Origin of the sequence: Pseudonocardia sp. EC080619-01, assembly GCF_001420995.1 — a bacterium.
GTDB lineage: Bacteria > Actinomycetota > Actinomycetes > Mycobacteriales > Pseudonocardiaceae > Pseudonocardia.
Genome location: NZ_CP012184.1, coordinates 2,459,669 through 2,476,579 on the forward strand (window position 1 = coordinate 2,459,669; position 16,911 = coordinate 2,476,579).

At 72.5% G+C, this 16,911-nt stretch carries 14 protein-coding genes and 1 tRNA gene; 5 read left to right on the top strand and 10 right to left on the bottom strand.

Going from position 1 to position 16,911, the window contains the following annotated elements; all coding sequences use genetic code 11:
* Positions 1-2: 2 nt before the first annotated feature.
* Entirely contained in the window at positions 3-2,906 is a 2,904-nt protein-coding gene (gene topA, locus AD017_RS11500) for a type I DNA topoisomerase (protein ID WP_060574221.1), read from the top strand.
* A 93-nt stretch (positions 2,907-2,999) separates the two neighbouring features.
* Here topA and AD017_RS11505 read toward each other — a convergent pair whose 3' ends face one another.
* Positions 3,000-3,473, bottom strand: a complete 474-nt coding sequence (locus AD017_RS11505; RefSeq protein ID WP_010240921.1) for a GatB/YqeY domain-containing protein — start codon at positions 3,471-3,473, stop codon at positions 3,000-3,002.
* 38 nt (positions 3,474-3,511) lie between these two features.
* Here AD017_RS11505 and AD017_RS11510 point away from each other — a divergent pair, with 38 nt between their 5' ends.
* A complete protein-coding gene (locus tag AD017_RS11510) occupies positions 3,512-4,462 on the top strand; it encodes a metallophosphoesterase (protein WP_060574222.1) in 951 nt (316 codons plus the stop codon).
* A gap of 47 nt (positions 4,463-4,509) precedes the next feature.
* A tRNA-Pro gene (locus tag AD017_RS11515) sits at positions 4,510-4,586 on the top strand.
* An 89-nt stretch (positions 4,587-4,675) separates the two neighbouring features.
* Here the strand turns inward: AD017_RS11515 and AD017_RS11520 are convergent.
* Together AD017_RS11520 and AD017_RS11525 are read right to left on the bottom strand one after the other, a co-directional pair.
* A complete protein-coding gene (locus AD017_RS11520) occupies positions 4,676-5,410 on the bottom strand; it encodes an SDR family NAD(P)-dependent oxidoreductase (protein ID WP_010240925.1) in 735 nt (244 codons plus the stop codon).
* Between the two features lie 105 nt (positions 5,411-5,515).
* Positions 5,516-6,106 carry a TetR/AcrR family transcriptional regulator gene (locus AD017_RS11525; protein WP_010240927.1) on the bottom strand — a complete coding sequence of 197 codons (591 nt, stop codon included), beginning with the start codon at positions 6,104-6,106 and terminating at the stop codon, positions 5,516-5,518.
* Between the two features lie 175 nt (positions 6,107-6,281).
* On the opposite strand from AD017_RS11525, the gene AD017_RS11530 reads away from it, so the two are divergent.
* Positions 6,282-7,199 carry a TIGR03564 family F420-dependent LLM class oxidoreductase gene (locus tag AD017_RS11530; RefSeq protein ID WP_060574223.1) on the top strand — a complete coding sequence of 306 codons (918 nt, stop codon included), beginning with the start codon at positions 6,282-6,284 and terminating at the stop codon, positions 7,197-7,199.
* 4 nt (positions 7,200-7,203) lie between these two features.
* Here AD017_RS11530 and AD017_RS11535 read toward each other — a convergent pair whose 3' ends face one another.
* The 4 genes from AD017_RS11535 to AD017_RS11550 form a co-directional block, all read right to left on the bottom strand.
* The gene (locus tag AD017_RS11535) at positions 7,204-9,108 is read right to left on the bottom strand and encodes a S9 family peptidase (protein WP_060574224.1); all 1,905 of its coding nucleotides are present in this window, start codon (positions 9,106-9,108) and stop codon (positions 7,204-7,206) included.
* A gap of 110 nt (positions 9,109-9,218) precedes the next feature.
* Positions 9,219-9,950, bottom strand: a complete 732-nt coding sequence (locus AD017_RS11540; RefSeq protein WP_060574225.1) for a MerR family transcriptional regulator — start codon at positions 9,948-9,950, stop codon at positions 9,219-9,221.
* A gap of 75 nt (positions 9,951-10,025) precedes the next feature.
* Positions 10,026-10,283: a DUF4287 domain-containing protein gene (locus tag AD017_RS11545; protein WP_060574226.1), complete on the bottom strand. Its 258-nt coding sequence runs from the start codon at positions 10,281-10,283 to the stop codon at positions 10,026-10,028.
* Between the two features lie 53 nt (positions 10,284-10,336).
* On the bottom strand, positions 10,337-11,443 hold the full coding sequence (locus AD017_RS11550; protein WP_060574227.1) for a DUF418 domain-containing protein: 1,107 nt from the start codon (positions 11,441-11,443) through the stop codon (positions 10,337-10,339).
* 154 nt (positions 11,444-11,597) lie between these two features.
* Between AD017_RS11550 and AD017_RS11555 the strand changes: the two genes are divergently transcribed.
* Positions 11,598-12,428, top strand: coding sequence for a phosphotransferase family protein (locus AD017_RS11555; protein WP_010240938.1), 831 nt, complete (start codon positions 11,598-11,600; stop codon positions 12,426-12,428).
* Between the two features lie 19 nt (positions 12,429-12,447).
* Here the strand turns inward: AD017_RS11555 and AD017_RS11560 are convergent, their stop codons facing one another.
* From AD017_RS11560 to whiA, 3 genes are all read right to left on the bottom strand, one after another.
* On the bottom strand, positions 12,448-14,472 hold the full coding sequence (locus tag AD017_RS11560) for a hypothetical protein (RefSeq protein WP_060574228.1): 2,025 nt from the start codon (positions 14,470-14,472) through the stop codon (positions 12,448-12,450).
* Positions 14,473-14,524: 52 nt separating this feature from the next.
* Entirely contained in the window at positions 14,525-15,766 is a 1,242-nt protein-coding gene (locus AD017_RS11565; RefSeq protein ID WP_060574229.1) for an acetyl-CoA carboxylase biotin carboxylase subunit family protein, read from the bottom strand.
* A gap of 97 nt (positions 15,767-15,863) precedes the next feature.
* Positions 15,864-16,805 carry a DNA-binding protein WhiA gene (gene whiA / locus AD017_RS35290; RefSeq protein WP_060574230.1) on the bottom strand — a complete coding sequence of 314 codons (942 nt, stop codon included), beginning with the start codon at positions 16,803-16,805 and terminating at the stop codon, positions 15,864-15,866.
* Between the last annotated feature and the right edge of the window lie 106 nt (positions 16,806-16,911).

The window sequence follows — 16,911 nt, forward strand, 5'->3', positions numbered from 1 at the left end:
ACGTGGCAGCAGCGACAACGGGAACGGGTTCGGCACGCACGTCGGGGGGCAGCACTCGCAAGCCCACCTCGACGGCGAGCGCGTCCGACCGTCCGGTCCGCCGCCTGGTGATCGTCGAGTCGCCGAGCAAGGCCAAGAAGATCCAGCCCTACCTGGGCAACGACTACGTCGTGGAGTCCTCCGTCGGCCACATCCGCGACCTCCCACGGGGGGCCGCCGACGTCCCGGCGAAGTACAAGGGCGAGTCCTGGGCGCGGCTCGGTGTCGACGTCGACAACCAGTTCAGCCCGCTCTACATCGTGACGCCGGAGAAGAAGAGCACCGTCTCCGAGCTGCGCGAGGCCCTCAAGACGGTCGACGAGCTCCTGCTCGCGACGGACCCCGACCGCGAGGGCGAGGCCATCGCCTGGCACCTCCTGGAGACCCTCAAGCCGAAGGTCCCGGTCCGGCGGATGGTCTTCCACGAGATCACCGAGTCGGCGATCCGGGCGGCAGCGGAGAACACCCGAGAGCTCGACCAGGACCTGGTCGACGCCCAGGAGACCCGCCGCATCCTGGACCGGCTCTACGGCTACGAGGTCTCCCCCGTGCTGTGGAAGAAGGTCATGCCGAAGCTCTCGGCGGGCCGCGTGCAGTCGGTGGTCACCCGGCTCGTCGTGCAGCGCGAGCGGGACCGGATCGCGTTCCGCTCCGCCGAGTACTGGGACATCTCCGCGACCCTCGACGCCGGCGCCGAGGCGACCCCGCGGACGTTCGGCGCCCGCCTGGTCCAGGTCGACGAGCGCCGCGTCGCGACCGGCCGCGACTTCGACTCGCTCGGGCAGCTGAAGAAGGCGGCCCAGAACAACAGCGCCGACGTCGTCGTCCTGAACGAGGCCGAGGCCCGCCGGCTCGCCGAGGGGCTCGAGGGCCGGAACCTGACCGTCGACTCGGTCGAGTCCAAGCCGTACACCCGCAAGCCGTACGCGCCGTTCACCACGTCGACGCTGCAGCAGGAGGCGGGCCGCAAGCTGCGGTTCTCGTCGGAGCGCACGATGCGCAGCGCGCAGCGGCTCTACGAGAACGGCTACATCACGTACATGCGTACGGACTCGACCACGCTGTCCGACGCCGCGATCCAGGCCGCCCGCGCCCAGGCCCGGGAGCTCTACGGCGACGCCTACGTCGCCGACAAGCCGCGCCAGTACACCCGCAAGGTGAAGAACGCGCAGGAGGCCCACGAGGCGATCCGCCCGGCCGGCGAGTCGTTCCGGACCCCGGGGGCGATCGCCCGCGAGGTCGACGGCGACGACTTCCGGCTCTACGAGCTCGTCTGGCAGCGCACGATCGCGTCCCAGATGAACGACGCCCGCGGCACCACCGTGAGCGTCCGGATCGGTGGGACGGCCGGCACCGGCGAGAAGGTCGTGTTCGCGTCGTCCGGACGGACGATCACCTTCCCGGGCTTCCTCAAGGCCTACGTCGAGACCGTCGACGACGGCTCCAAGGAGCAGGCCGACGACGCCGAGTCCCGCCTGCCCGAGCTCACCGAGGGCCAGACGCTCACCGCCGACGAGCTCACCCCCGACGGGCACTCGACCAGCCCGCCGTCGCGCTACACCGAGCCGGCGCTGGTCAAGGTCATGGAGGAGCTGGGGATCGGCAGGCCGTCGACGTACGCGTCGACGATCAAGACCATCCTCGACCGCGGCTACGTCTGGAAGAAGGGCTCCGCGCTCGTCCCGTCCTGGGTGGCGTTCGCCGTCGTCGGGCTCATGGAGCAGCACTTCGGCCAGCTCGTCGACTACGACTTCACCGCCGAGATGGAGGACGACCTCGACTCCATCGCCTCCGGGAACGACTCCCGGGTGCACTGGCTGTCCGGCTTCTACTTCGGGTCCGAGGACGCCGCGCCGGACGACACCGGGTCGGAGATCGCGAAGGCGGGTGGGCTGAAGAAGCTCGTCGGCTCGAACCTCGAGGAGATCGACGCCCGCACGGTCAACTCGATCGTCATGTTCGCCGACGCCGCGGGCCGCGACGTCGTCGTGCGGGTCGGCCGGTACGGGCCGTACCTCGAGCGGATCGTCGACGGCGAGTCCCAGCGCGCCAACCTCACCGACGGCCTGCCGCCGGACGAGCTGACCGAGGAGATCGCCGAGAAGCTGTTCTCGGTGCCGCAGGAGGGCCGCAAGCTGGGCACCGACCCGGTGACCGGCCACGAGGTCGTCGCGAAGGAGGGCCGGTTCGGGCCCTACGTGACCGAGCTCCTGCCCGAGCCGGAGGTGCCCGAGGGTGCCAAGAAGAAGCCGGCGAAGCCGAAGCCGCGGACCGGGTCGCTGTTCAAGACGATGTCGGTCGACACCATCACCCTGGACGAGGCGCTGAAGCTGCTGTCGCTGCCGCGCGTCGTCGGCAACGACCCGGAGTCCGGTGACGAGATCACCGCGCAGAACGGCCGCTACGGGCCGTACCTGAAGAAGGGCACCGACTCGCGGTCGCTGGCCGACGAGGAGCAGCTGTTCACGGTGACCCTCGAGGAGGCGCTGGAGCTCTACAAGCAGCCCAAGCAGCGCGGCCGCGGGCGGGGCGCCGCCCAGCCGCCGCTGCGCGAGCTCGGCGAGGACCCGTCGACCAGCAAGAAGATGGTGATCAAGGACGGCCGGTTCGGGCCGTACGTCACCGACGGCGAGACCAACGCCAGCCTGCGCAAGGGCGACGAGGTCGAGGCGCTCACCGACGAGCGCGCCTCCGAGCTGCTCGCAGAGCGCCGCGCGAAGGCCCCGGCGAAGAAGAAGCCGGCCCCGCGCAGGACGGCGGCGGCGTCGAAGAGCGGCGGGTCGACGGCCCGCAGCACGGCCAAGAAGACCGGGACGACGGCCGCGAAGAAGCCGGCGACGCGCACGCGCAAGTCGCCGACGACCTGACCGTCGCACACGAGAGGGCCCCGTCCGGCACGTCGCCGGGCGGGGCCCTCCCTGTGTGGTGCGTGCCGAGGCTGCGCACCCTCAGGCGCGCGCTCAGCCCCCGGAGAGGGCCTTCTTGACGGCGGCGGCGACCCGGCCGCCCTCGGCGCGACCGGCCGCGGCGGCGTTGGCCTTCTTCATGACCTGGCCCATCTGCTTCATCCCCGGCGCCGCACCGGTCTCCGCCTCCACCTCGGCGACGGCGGCGCGGGCCAGGCCGGCCACCTCGTCGTCATCGAGCTGGGTGGGCAGGTAGCGGGCCAGGACGTCACCCTCGGCGCGCTCGCGGGCGGCCTGCTCGGTGCGGCCGCCGTCGGCGAACGCCTGTGCCGACTCGGCCCGGCGCTTGGTCTCCTTGGTGAGGACGGTGCGGACCTCGTCGTCGGTCAGCTCCCGGGCCGACTCCCCCGCCACCTCGGCCGTCCCGATCGCGGTCAGCGCCGAACGCAGGGTCGTCCGGACCAGCTCGTCCCGGGCCTTCATGGCGGCCGTCAGGTCGGTCCGCAGCTGCTCCTTGAGGGTGCTCACGGCTGGCCACGATAGTCCTGAGCCGTAGGCTGGAGCGCGTGAGTACCGCCCGCACCCTCGCCAGCCTGGCCGCCGGAACCGTCGCGACCGGAGCCGCCGGGCTCGGGTACGCGGCGGGCGTCGAGCGGCGGCACTGGACGCTGCGGCAGGTCGAACTTCCGGTGCTCGACCCGGGGGCACGGTCCCTGCGCATCCTGCACCTGTCGGACTTCCACCTCACCCCCGGCCAGCGCAGCAAGATCCGCTGGATCGCGTCGCTGGCCGCGCTCGAGCCCGATCTCGTGATCGACACCGGGGACAACCTGGCGCACCCGGACGCCGTGCCGAACGTCCTCACCGCGCTCGGGCCGCTGCTCCACCGGCCGGGCGCGTTCGTCTTCGGCAGCAACGACTACTACGGCCCCACCGCGAAGAACCCGGCCCGCTACCTGCGCCGCGGCGACACCCGCCGGGTGCACGGCGCGCCGCTGCCCTGGCAGGACCTGCGCGCCGCGTTCCGCGAGCACGGCTGGGTCGACGCGACGCACGCCCGGCACCTGCTGGAGGTGGACGGCCGCACCGTCCGGATCGCCGGCGTCGACGACCCGCACCTCAACCGGGACCGCTACCCGCGGATCGCCGGCCACGACGCCGACGCCGACCTCCGGCTCGGCCTCACCCACTCGCCCGAACCGCGGGTGCTGGACGGGTTCGCCGCCGACGGCTACGACCTGGTCCTCGCCGGCCACACGCACGGCGGGCAGCTGCGCCTGCCCGGTTACGGGGCGATCGTCACCAACTGCGGGATCGACCGGTCCCGGGCCCGCGGAGCGAGCCGCTGGGGCAGCCACACCCGGCTGCACGTGTCCGCCGGGCTGGGCACCTCGCCGTACGCGCCGGTCCGGTTCGCCTGCCCGCCCGAGGCCTCGCTGCTGACCCTCGTGCCGCGTCCGACCAGCGCCGATGCGGGGAGGGCCACCCCCGCGCAGGCCGTGCCGGGCGTCGGGTAGAGTTCTCAACGGCTCGCAGGAGACCCCAGGTCGACGCCCGGGCCACTCGGGGTGTGGCGCAGCTTGGTAGCGCGCTTCGTTCGGGACGAAGAGGTCGCAGGTTCAAATCCTGTCACCCCGACCACACAAAGGCCCTGGTCAGAGACTCGATCGAGAGTCGCGGACCAGGGCTTTCGTCGTGCGTCCGGACAGCCGTGGTGCGCCCGCGCCCCCTCAGACCTGGGCGTACCCACCGTCGACGGCGAGCTCCGAACCGTTGACGTAGCTGGACGCGTCCGAGGCGAGGAAGACGGCGGCCGCGGCGATCTCCTCGGGCTCGGCCAGCCTGCCGAGCGGAACCGAGGCCCCGGCGGCGGCGAGCTCGTCGGGCGGGAGCAGGTCGACCAGCCCCTGCGTGCGGGTACCCCCGGGAGAGAGCACGTTGATCCGGTACCGGCGTTCACCGGCGCCGTGGGCGAACCCGCGAACCAGGTTGCGGATCGCAGCCTTGGTCGCCCCGTACACGGGCAGGTAGGACTCGGGCCGTGAGACCGCCGTCGATCCGGTCAGGATGATCGACGCCCCGGGCGAGAGCAGCGGCAGCGCCTTCTGCACGGTGAACAGCGAGCCCTTCACGTTGGTGGTGAACATCGCGTCGAACTGCTCCTCGGTGATCTCGCCCAGCGGCGCCACGATCCCGATCCCGGCGTTGGCGACCAGGACGTCGATCCGGCCCGCCTGCTCGGCGACCGTGGCGTAGAGCGCATCGAGGTCGTCGAGCCGACCCACGTCGCAGCGGATCCCGGTCACCCCGGGACCGAGCTCGGCCACGACCTCGTCGAGCTGCTCCTGCCGGCGGCCGACGACGAACACCCGCGCCCCCTCGGCACGGAAGGCCCGCGCGATCGCCAGCCCGATACCCGCGTTCGCACCGGTCACGACCGCGACCTTGTTCTCCAGAACCGGCATGGTGACTCCTGACCAAGTTGTTGACTGATCCGTCCATAACACTGGATATGGACCATTCGGTCAACAACAAGGCCGGTGTCGTGGCTCACGACCACCCGGGGAAGCTCAGGGCGTGGGCAGCAGCCCGTGGAGCAGGGTCTCGGCCATGGCCGACAGGACGGCCGGGTCCTGGCCGACCCGGCCGAGGACGAGCAGGCCGAGCTGGCCGGCGAGCACTGCGTGGGCGGTCTCGTCCGGGTCGACCCGGGCTGCGACATCGCCCTCGCGCTGCGCCCGCCGTACCGCCTCGGCCAGCAGCGTGGTGGTCGCCGCGTAGCTGCGCCGGGCCTCGGTGGCCACCTCCGGGGTGCTGACGGACAGCTCCATCGCCGTGTTGGCGAGCAGGCAGCCGCGCCGGGCCTCCGTCCCGCCGGGGTCGCGCAGCGGGCCGGTCACGAAGCCGCGGATCACGTCGAGAGCGCGGTCGGCCTGGTCGAGCCAGGCTCGCAGCATCCGGTCGTTGGCCTCGTCGTACTCGCGCAGCACCCGCAGGAACAGGCTCTGCTTGTCCCCGAAGGCCCCGTACAGACTCCCCTTGCCGAGCCCGCTGGCCGCCAGGAGATCGTCGAGCGAGGTCCCCGCGTACCCGTTGTCCCAGAACGCGGCCTGCACGGACGACAGGACGCGCACCTCGTCGAACTGGCGTGGACGTGGCATGGGCCGAGGCTAGTCATAGTGGACCGACCGGTCCAGCACCGCACCGGAGAGCCCGCCGGATACGCGACGTTGCCGATGCGGGAACCACTCCACCGGCGCAAACCTCGTACGGCGACACGACCGGCCCGCCGGGCAGCGGCGACGGCCGGCGATGCGGCTCCGCCGGAGGTCAGCCATGCGCACGAGCCTGTTCACCTACTTCCACGACAGCCCCGGACCGTCGCCGGTCGACGACTACGTCCGCGACCTCCGTGCGGCCCGCGACGAGGGGTTCGGCCAGGCCTGGACCGTCCAGCTCCCCTGGGATCCGGACGCCCTGGTCACCCTGGGGATCGCGCTGCGGGAGATCGACGGGATGACGCTCGGCACCGGGGTGCAGCCGATCCAGCTGCGGCAGCCGATGGCACTCGCCCAGTCGGCGCTCACGCTGAACCTCGTCGGCGGCGGCCGCTTCCGCCTCGGCATCGGGCTGACCCACGCCCTGATCTGCGACGGCATGTGGGGCGTGCCGTGGGACCGGCCCCTCCGGCGCATCACCGAGTACCTCGACGGCCTCCTGCCCCTGCTGGCCGGTGACCGGGCGGACGTGACCGGGGAGCTGTACACGACCCGCGGCACGGTCGCCCTCGCCGGCGCCACCGCCCCGCCGGTGTACCTGGCCGCGCTGGGACCGCAGATGCTCCGCGTCGCCGGCCGGCGTACGGCGGGCACGATCACCTTCCTGACCGGTCCACGGACGCTGGCCGGCCACGTGGTGCCCACGGTGCGGGCCGCTGCGGCCGAGGTGGGCCGCGAGGCCGAGGTCGTCGCGGCGCTGCCGGTCTGCGTCACCGACGACGCCGCCAAGGCCCGGGAGCTGGCCGCCGAGACCTACGCCCTGTACGGCGACCTGCCGTCCTACCGGGCGATGCTCGACCGGGAGGGCGTCGAGGGCCCGGCGGACGTGGCGATCGTCGGTGACGAGGACGAGGTCGGCAGCCGCCTGGACGAGCTCGGCGACGCCGGGGTCGCCGAGCTCGCCGCGCACGTCTTCGGCCCGGGTGACGAGGAACGCGCCCGCACCCGCGCGCTGCTGCTGAGCAGGGCCGCATAGCGGGTCAGACCGTGGTCGACGACCGTCCGCCCAGGTGGCGGGCCAGGAAGCGTTCGAGCGTCCCGTACAGCTCGATGTTGCTGTCCGGGTTGACGAACCAGTGCCCCTCGGTCTCGTTCAGCAGATACTCGACCTCGGCCCCGCGGGAGCGGAGCGCGTCGGCGATGCGGTCGGAATGACGCCGGGCCACGCGGACGTCGTTGGCGCCGTGGATCAGCAGCACCGGTGCGGTGATGTCGTCGACCCGGCTGACGGGCGAGCGGGAGAGCATGTCGGCCTCCTGGCGGGGGTCGTCCGCGTCGCCGATGTAGCGACCGTAGGAGTTCCGGACGCTGCGGCGGGCCGCGGGGATCACGGAACGGACCAGGTCCGCCAGGTCGGACATGCCGGTGTAGCTCGCCGCGGCGGCGAACCGGTCCGGGGTGAAGGCGGCCCCGACCAGCGCCGCGTAGCCGCCGTAGGAGCAGCCGTAGATCGCGACCCGGGCGGGGTCGCTGTAGCCCTGCGCGATCGCCCAGTCGACGGCGTCGATCAGGTCGTCGTGCATGCGCCCGGCGAACTCGCCGATCGCGGCCCGGGTGAAGGCCCCGCCGTACCCGGTGGAGCCGCGGAAGTTCACCTGCAGCACGGCGTAGCCGCGGTTGGCCAGCAGCTGCACCTCCGGGTCGTAGCACCAGCTGTCGCGGTACCACGGGCCGCCGTGCACCAGCAGCACCGTGGGCAGGCCGCTGGGTTCCACTCCGACCGGCAGGGTCAGGTGGCACGGCAGGCGCAGCCCGTCGCGGGCGGTGACGGTGACCGGGGTGACCGGGGCCAGGTCGGCCGGGTCGAGGTGCGGGTACGGCCGGAACAGGCGGCGTGCCTGCCCCGTCGCGTGGTCGTAGAACCAGGTGACGCCGGGGTCGCGGTCGTGGGTGAAGTCGACGACCCACCGCTGCGCGCCGGCGTCGCACGACACGTGGCCCAGGTCGCCGTCGGACAGCTCCGCCAGCCGCGGCAGCACCTCCGCGAAGTGCGGGTCGAGGGCGTGGACGTCCTGGCGCTCGCCGAGGTAGCGGGCCCCGAGCAGCTCACCGGTACCCGGGTGCAGGATCAGCGAGGACGGGAACCGCGGGTCGGCCTCCGGACGGGGCGTGTCCAGGTCGAACACGGGGTGGGAGTCCACTCCGGTCTCCTCGCCCGTCGCCAGGTCGAGACGGGCCAGGCGGGTGCGGTCCGAGCCGCGCGCCGAGCCGATCCACAATCCGCTCCCGTCCGGGGTGGGTGCGATCGGGGAGACGCCGAGGAGGAGGTCGGTGAAGCGGGCGATCGGGGTGGGGTCGCCGTCCGCCCACTCCGACAGGACGTGGTCACCGTTCTCCTCCATCGTGAAGACGAGCAGCCGGTCGACGGTGCGGAGCCAGATGAGGACGTCGCCGGGATTCTCCGCGACCAGGGTCAGCCCGCCGGTCGCGAGATCGAGCTCGTAGAGATCGGCCAGCTCGGGACGACGCCTGTTCAGCTGCACGAACGCCGTGCCCGGCCGGTCCGGCGGCAGCTGTGTGCCGAGCAGGCGCACCCCCTCGAAGGGCGTCAGGTCGGCCGTGGGCTCGTCGGGGCGCTCCGGGTCCGCGCGGTGCAGGTGCCAGTTCTCGTCGCCGTCGGTGTCCTGCTGGAAGAGCAGGTACCGGCCGTCGGCGGACCAGAAGAAGGTGTCGACGTTGCGCCGGGTGTCGGAGGTGATGCGCCGGGCGCCGTGGTCGTCGCCGGGGGTGGACCAGTCGGAGTCCACGTCGCGGACGAACACGTTGAGGCGCTCCCGCCACGGGGCGAGGTAGGCGACCTTCGTCCCGTCCGGGGACAGCAGGGCGCGGCTGCGGGTGGGCGGGCCGAAGAACTCCTCGACGGTGATCAGCTTCGGAAGGGGCATGACGTGGCCTCCGGGTGCGACGGGTGCGGGTCGTCCCCGACTCCACGCCCCGACGTCGCGTCGGGCTCAAGCCCGCCCGGGGATGATCCGGGTCACACCGTCGTCGCCGGTCAGCCCTCGTCGACCTCGGCCAGCCGCTGCTGGACCCGGCGCAGGACGCGGTGCTGCACGGGCCGGAGCGTCTGCTCGTTCAGCTCCTCCATCAGCGCGGTCACGCGCGTGCCGAGCGGGGGCAGGCCCGCCAGCCGCGCCGTCACCGGCCCCAGGTACGCCACCAGGTCGTCGACCAGCGCGGTGATCTCGTCGTCCCCGGTGTCCGGTCCGAGCGCGTAGAAGCGCGCCGTCAGCGGTGCGGGCGCGGCCAGGCCGTCGCCGAACAGGGCGGTGAACCCGGCCGGCCCGTCCGTGCCGAGCAGGTGACCGGCCAGGACGAGCTGCTCGTGCTCGAAGCGGGCCATGTCCGCCGGCGTGCCCTCCCCGGGGGCCGACCGCCATGCCGACAGCTCCGGGGGCAGGTCGGGTGGGGCACCGCTGCTGCGCAGCGCAGCGATGTCGGCCCGGCGGGCGGTGAGCCGCTCGATGTCGGCGGCGGCCCGGCGATCGAGCTCGTCGAGCAGTTCCTCCGCGGCCGCCGGGTCGTCGAGCACACCGGGCAGCGCGGACAGGGGGATCCCGAGCGCCGCCATCCGCGTGATGCGCAGGAGCCGGACGAGGTGCCCGACGTCGTAGTGCCGGTAGCCGCCGGCCGAGCGCGGAGGCTCGGGCAGCAGGCCGATCTGGTGGTAGTGGCGCAACGTGCGGACGGTGACACCGGCCAGGTCGGCGAGCTCGCTGCTGAGCACCGCGACCTCCTTCCGACTCCGGACAGCAGAGGACGACAGTAGAACGACGGCCCCGGCGGCGACGACACCGCAGCGCTACGCGCTGCGCCCGTCCAGCCGGAGCGGCTCACCGCCGTTGTAGCGGTCGGCGACGGCGTCCGGGCCCTTGGTGATCAGCTGTGCGAGGTTCGCCGCGTGGCCGTGCCCGAGCCCGTGGTCGGACTTCAGCCAGGCGATGATCTCCCCGGCCTTCGCGGTGGCGAGCCCCCGCTCCTGCGCGAGGTCGAGGAACGCGCGCGGGGTGATGCCGGTCTGCGCCTCGGCGTTGTCGAGGTAGGTCTGGAATCCGCTCATACCGATACAGACCGGACGCGCCCCGGGATCTCATCGGCGTCCGGCCAGTGAGATCACCGACGGCGGAGCGGCTGCCGCTGCCAGTAGGTGGCCGAACGCAGCACCCACTCGACCGGTCCGAACCGGAACCGGCGCAGCCACCACCGGCTCGCGACGAGCAGCAGGGCGAAGATCGCCAGGGCGATCGCGAGCGTCCCGAGTGTCGGCACACGGTCCACGAGTCCGGCCGCCGGGAAGATCAGCAGGCACAGCCAGCCCTGCGCGAGGTAGTTCGTCAGCGCCGTCCGCCCGGCCGGGACGACGACGCCGAGCATCCGCCGTCCGATGCCCGTCCGGTGCAGCAGGAGCAGTCCCGCGACGTACGCGGCGACGAACGCCGGTGCCGTCAGCAGGGACAGGCCCCGTGCCACCGCGGCGGCCGGGTCGAGCCCGCCCTCGACGGGCGCGAGCACGGACGGCACCGCACCGGGCACCCCGACCACGAGCCCCGTCACCAGGACCGTCCACAGTGCCGCATCGGTCGGTTCGCGCCGGTGCAGCAGGCCACGTCTGCCCGCCGCGAGTCCGAACAGGACCAGGGCGAGGTAGTCCGGCAGCGAGAGCAGGGTCGTCGGCAGCTCGGCGAGCCGGTCGGCGAGGAGATTGCCGGGCGGCGCCGGCACGGGCTCGGCGGGGACGTCGGCCCCGGAGGTGAGCAACGCCGTCGCGCCGTAGAACGCCGCGACCGCGAGCAGCAGGATCACCCCGGCCCGGACCGCGTTGCCCGTGCTGATCCGGCGCATCGCGACCGTGATCGCCCCGGCCACGGCGTAGACGGCGAGCACGTCGTGCGTGAGCCCCAGCAGGAGCAGCACGGCCATCCGGCGCCCGAGCCGGCGCACCGTCGTGCGTCCGGTGCCGGACCGTTCGAACTGCGTCGCGATGCCGTACCCGAACAGGAACGCGAACAGCATGTGGAACTTGTCGACGAGGAACAGGCGGCGGACGTCCCGCACCAGTTCGTCGATCGGTGCCGTGCCGGGCACCGTCTCGGCGACGGACCAGATGTTCACGAGCACGATGCCCAGCAAGGCGACCCCGCGCAGGACGTCCAGCACGACGACGCGGTGTGCGCCGGTGACGAGGGGATCGGGCGGGACGCGGTCGGTGCCAGTACCCACGAGCCTCCAGGTGCCCGTCGCGGTCGATGATCGACACCGTCTCGTGCGTCGCCCTGGTGGAAACACGGGGATCCGGATCTCACCCGTCCGTGTGGGCAGCCGGGCGACGGTCCATGATCGTGCATGGTCCTCGGTCCACGGAGAGGAGGCACCGATGCCGCTCACCGCGGCCCAGTCCGCCCTCCTCGCGGCCTGGCTCCCCGGCGCCGAGCTCGTGCACGACCACAGCTGGGGCCTCGCCGGGACGACGGTCCTGCAGCTGCGCCACGCCGGGCGCGAGCACATCGTGAAGGCCGGCGACGACGCCGACACCCACATCGTCCGCGAGCTGCGCGCCCACCGCAGGTGGCTGGGCCCGCTGCGCGGCCACGTCCCGGCTCTCCTGCACGCCGACGACGACGCCCGGCTGCTCGTCACCCGGTACCTGCCCGGCAGGCTCGTCGAGGGCGACCCGTCCGAACACGACCCCGGTACCTACCGCCAGGCCGGACGGCTCCTGGCGCTGCTGCACGACCAGCCGTCCGTCGTCGACCCCGGGTACGAGGCGCGGATGCGGGACCGCTCGCTCGCACACCTCTCCCGCCCGCACCGGATCGCGCCGTCGACCGCGGACCGGCTGCGGTCCGAGATCGCGTCCTGGCCGGACGGCCCGGCGACCCTCGTCCCGACCCACGGCGACTGGCAGCCACGGAACTGGCTGGTGCACGACGGCGTCGTCGCCGTGATCGACCTCGGGCGGGCGGACCTGCGCCCCGCGGCCACCGACCTGGTCCGGCTGGCCGCGCAGCAGTTCCGCGGGCACCCGGAGCGGGAACGCGCCTTCCTCGACGGCTACGGCGCCGACCCGCGGGAACCGGCCGCCTGGCGGCGGGAGCAGGTGCGCGAGGCGGTCGCCACGGCCGTCTGGGCGTACGGGATCGGGGACGAGCCGTTCGAGCGCCAGGGCCACCGCATGGTGGCCGAGGCGCTCGACGGCACCGGCTGAACCGGCAGGTCCGTGCCCGTCAGACGGGCCTGGTCCCCTCGGTGGCCTGCAGCTGCCCGGCCGGGAGCCGGTCCGCGCCCCAGCTCCGCTCGATGTAGCCGATGATCCCGGCGATGTCGGCGTCGGGCACCTTCTCCGGCTCCCCGCGCTCCAGCGGGTCGACGTGGAAGATGTAGAGCCGCGAGGCGAACTGGTCGAACGGCAGCGACGCCTCGCCGAACCGCTCCCCGTTGCCCGCCGTCGAGACCACGACGCCGTCGCCCCAGTCCTGCCCGCTGTCGTTGTTCGGGTTGTAGAAGTACACCCGCATCACGTCCTGCGGATCGGGCGCGACCCGCAGGATGGTGATCGCGTGCCAGCCGACGTAGCGGGCGGCGCTGTCGGTGACGGCGACGCCTGCCGGCTGCGGGTGGATCAGCGGCTGCGCCCCGTTGTAGGACGGGTGGTAGCCGGCGTGGAACTGGCGGAGGAAGTCGTCGAGGTCGACCAGGTTGCCCGTCGCGACGTCGACGTCGATGTGGAAGCCGCGGTGCGCCCACCAGCCGTGGAACTCCGGGTTGACCCACCGGTGCGGGTCACCGGGCCGGTCCGCGCACCGGCGACCCATCTCGGCGTAGATCCGGTCCAGGTGCGGCACGACGACCAGCGACACCGGGTCGAGGTCGACCGGCAGCGCCTGGGCCACCCCGGCCCCGCTCTCCTGCGAGGAGATCCGCTGGCCCTCGAAGTGCATGATGATCTCGTCGTCGCGGGCCGCCCAGACGACCATCTGCAACAGGTAGTCGGGATCGTTGTAGGCCCACATCGACAGCGCACGGGCCGACTGGCAGGTCGGGTTGTCACCCTGCCCGATGCCCAGCGGCTGGCCGAGCATCGACAGCACGCCGGCCAGCAGCCGCACCTCGGGCGCCGGGTCGCCGCCGAACGCCGCGACCAGCCGCTCGCGGGCGGCAGGCGACAGTTCGAGCGCGATCTGCCGCCACAGCGACGGCACCACCGGCGGCTCGTAGAGAATGCCGCGGTCGAGCAGCAGGGCGAGCCCGTAGATGCACTGGGCGGTCTGCGGGGTCACCGCCTCCTCGATCAGCCGGTGCACCAGGTCCCGGTAGCGGAGCAGGCAGTTCTTGCCGGTGTCGGACACCCCGAGCGCCTCGGCGATGAGGTAGTCGCTCTCGTGGCGGAGGAACTGCAGCAGCTCCGCGTGGTACGGCGAGACCAGGCCGGTGTCGTGCATGGCCCGGGCGAACCCGGACGCCTCGTACTGCAGCCCACCGGTGTCCATCGCCTCCAGCCGGGACCGGAAGACGTCGACACCCGGGTCGTCCCGGCATGCCTCGGTGGTCCCGAACAACGCCGTGATCAGCCGGTCCAGGCCCTGCCCGGACGACAGGTCGACGTCCGGGTCACCGCGCCAGATCGACAGCCGCGTGATCAGCGACGCGACCTGGTCCACCTGGATCGGCCGCTGCCGCAGGACCCGCCAGATCTCCTCGACGAGCTTGTCCAGGACGACGTCGTAGCCGACGACGTCGGCCACGTGCCGGAACAGGTCGCGGGTGAGCTGCGCCGTCCGGCCCTGCCGGGTCCGCTCCGCCTCGGTGGGCGGGGTGAACAGCAGTTCCAGGTTCATCGCCAGCACCTGGGACAGGAACTCGCGGGCGTCCTCCGGGGTCAGCGACGGGTGCTCGTAGTCGCCGCTGGCGACCGCGAGCGTCCGGAGCTCGCTGGTCGCCTCCATCACGACGGTGTCCGCGTCCCCGCTGTGCAGCCCCGGTCCGACGAACGACGGGACGAGGATCTCCGGTGTGGCCCAGTCCGTCCCGAGGAACACACCGGCCTCCTCGAGCTCCCGGGCCCGGGCCTGGACAGCGGCGGCCCCGCCCGGCTGCAGCAGGACCCGCCGCAGCTGCTCGAGGACCCGCCGGAGCTTCGTCGTCTTGCCGAAGTCGGCGGTCTGGGCCAGGGCCCGGGTGGCGTCGTCGAGCGAGACCAGGCGCTTGTCCAGCACCGGGGTCTCGTCCGCGACGTCGGGGGTCGGTTTCACACGGCTTCCCTCGTTCGGTGTTCTGCGTCCGGTGTTCCCGCTGACGCGGGCCTCAGACGTAGAAGTCGAGTTCTTCCTGCTTCTTCAACAGATCACGCATGCGGTAGGGGTCGTCCCCGAAGAAGTACAGCAGGCCCCAGTGGGTGCCGAACGCGGTCCGCTTGGTGACCGTCTCCTCCAGCGGCGCCGAGAGGTCGTGCGACTCGTAGTAGTCGTCGTCCTCGGTCTCCTCCGGGATCTGGAGGTCGCTGACGACGCGCCGACGGGGGTAGACGCCGAAGCACCCGGCCACGCCCTCGGCACCCTCGACCTCCTTCGGGAAGAAGGCGTCGATCTCCTCCTCGGTGGTCGTCGGGTCGAAGGCCAGCACGAGCGCCTGGTACGCGTTGAACCCGTAGGCGCGCTCCAGCAGCTCGAAGACCTTGAAGCCCGGCGGCCGGTAGGCGACCTCGCCGAAGTACATCTCGCCGTCGGAGGTCACGAAGTACTCCGGATGCACGAACCCGAACTCGATGTCGAAGGTCTTGATGAGCTTCTCGATCTGCGCGGTGATCGCCGGGCGGTACTTCTCGAGCTCCGGGGTCGCCGGGACGAACACCGAGTAGCCCAGGGTGACGTACTCGGAGATGTTCAGGAATTTGATCTTCCCGTTGTGGACCCAGGCCTCGACGGCGAACTCCCAACCGTCGAGGTGGGATTCCATCAGGACCGGGAACTCCTCGTCCGGAATGGTGTCGACCTCGTCCGGAGTACGGATGACGCGGTGCCCGAGGCATCCGGCCTTGTCGAACGCCTTGAGGTGGATCGGGTCGTTCGGGTCGCCGTCGAGCTTGAGGAGCGTCTGGTTGACCCGCTTGAGGAACCGGATCACGTCCTCACGGTCGTGGGCCTCCTCGAAGATCCCCACCCGGATGCCGCCGAGCTGCGCACGGCGCTTCATCAGCGCCTTGTCGCGGAGCAGCATCGCCTGGCCGAAGAGCCGGGGGTTGTCCATCAGGACGGAGTTGATCGCCCCGGCCCACTCCACCGTCTCCTCGAACAGCGGGATCGCGACGTCGACGCCCTTCTCCTGCAGCGTCTCGGCGATCTCCATCGAACGGTCGTTGAGTCGCTCGAAGTTCCACGGGACGTAGGGGATGTCGTGCTCGGCGCAGTACTCCTCGGCCCATTCCGGAGCGACGACGACATATCTCCGGTCGAAACGGTCGAGCGCCTCGACCGCGTTCAGACTCCATCCGAGGAGAGCGACGTAACCCTTGTCTGGATTCTTGGCGACCGGCTCGGACCGAGGCATCGAAACAGTTCCCCCGTGATAGCGCTTTTCCCAATGAATTCGGGCGGACCACTCGACCCTACCTGCCATGTGTTTGTCCGGCCGGTCGTGGCGTGGATCAGCCCGGTCCGGCGTGCTCCTCGGCCAGGGCGACGAGCCGGCGGAGACGGCCGGCCACGGCGTCCTTCGACAGCGGCGGGTCGGCCCGCTGCCCGAGCCGGGACAACGACAGCGCCGGGTGCCCGACACGCAGCAGACCCGCACTGCGCAGCTGTTCCGGCGCATCCGGCCCGAGCACCTCGAGTGCCCACCGGACGCGGGCGACGGTCCGGTCGGCGGCCTCGGCCGCCCGGCGCGCGTTGACGGTCTCCAACGGGACGTTCAGCGTCCGCGACGGAGCCGGGGGCGCCGCCGCCGCGCACCGGCGCAGCAGGTCGGCGACGCCGGGAGCACCGGTCGCCCGGAGCAGCGCGTCGATGCAGTCCGGATCACGGACCACGACCCGGTGCTCGGTCGCCGTCTCCTGCGCGACGGCCAGCACCCCGAGACCCCGGGCGGCCCCGACCAGCGCCAGCACCACGGCGGGCCCGGGGCAGCCCACCTGGATCCGGACCCGGCCCGACGACCGCAGGATCCGGCCACGGGCGAGCAGCGCACCGCGCCAGGCGCCGGCGGCGACCGCGGGCCCGCCGCCGACGACCGCGGGCGGGAGCCCGAGGACGGCACGGCCCGTCCGGTCGACGAGGCCGGTGGCCCTGGCCAGGTCGGAGCCGGTAGCCGTCACCCTGACGAAATAGCGCAGCGGGTGGCCCGACACGTCGACGGCGTCGGCGCGGGCCGACGCCCGGCCGTACAGGTCCACCAGTTCACGGCGCAGCCGGACCGCGGGCTCCGGCGAGGTGAACTCGGCACGGACGACGGTGCGGCCACCGGCCGTCGTCACGTCACCCGAGATCCGGAGCTGGGTCGCCGTGGCGGCGTGCCGGACCACGGGACGTTCCTCGCGGACGGCGCCGAGCTCGCGGTGCAGCTCGGCGGTGACGCGCTCGGGATCGAACACGGTCTCTCCTGCAGGTGCGCGCGAGGGCGGGGTGGGGTCACGAATCCCCCGATGTGACCCCACCCCACCGGGCCGGACGGGACGTGGGAACGGCCCGTCGTGGTCG

What these genes read in the sequence shown, in the direction of transcription:
- AD017_RS11555 (WP_010240938.1), top strand. Translation starts at nt 11,598, where the DNA reads ATGCCGCTCACCGCGGCCCAGTCCGCCCTCCTCGCGGCCTGGCTCCCC.
- AD017_RS11545 (WP_060574226.1), bottom strand. Translation starts at nt 10,283, where the DNA reads ATGAGCGGATTCCAGACCTACCTCGACAACGCCGAGGCGCAGACCGGC.
- AD017_RS11525 (WP_010240927.1), bottom strand. Translation starts at nt 6,106, where the DNA reads ATGCCACGTCCACGCCAGTTCGACGAGGTGCGCGTCCTGTCGTCCGTG.
- AD017_RS11530 (WP_060574223.1), top strand. Translation starts at nt 6,282, where the DNA reads ATGCGCACGAGCCTGTTCACCTACTTCCACGACAGCCCCGGACCGTCG.
- AD017_RS11520 (WP_010240925.1), bottom strand. Translation starts at nt 5,410, where the DNA reads ATGCCGGTTCTGGAGAACAAGGTCGCGGTCGTGACCGGTGCGAACGCG.
- AD017_RS11565 (WP_060574229.1), bottom strand. Translation starts at nt 15,766, where the DNA reads ATGCCTCGGTCCGAGCCGGTCGCCAAGAATCCAGACAAGGGTTACGTC.
- AD017_RS11535 (WP_060574224.1), bottom strand. Translation starts at nt 9,108, where the DNA reads ATGCCCCTTCCGAAGCTGATCACCGTCGAGGAGTTCTTCGGCCCGCCC.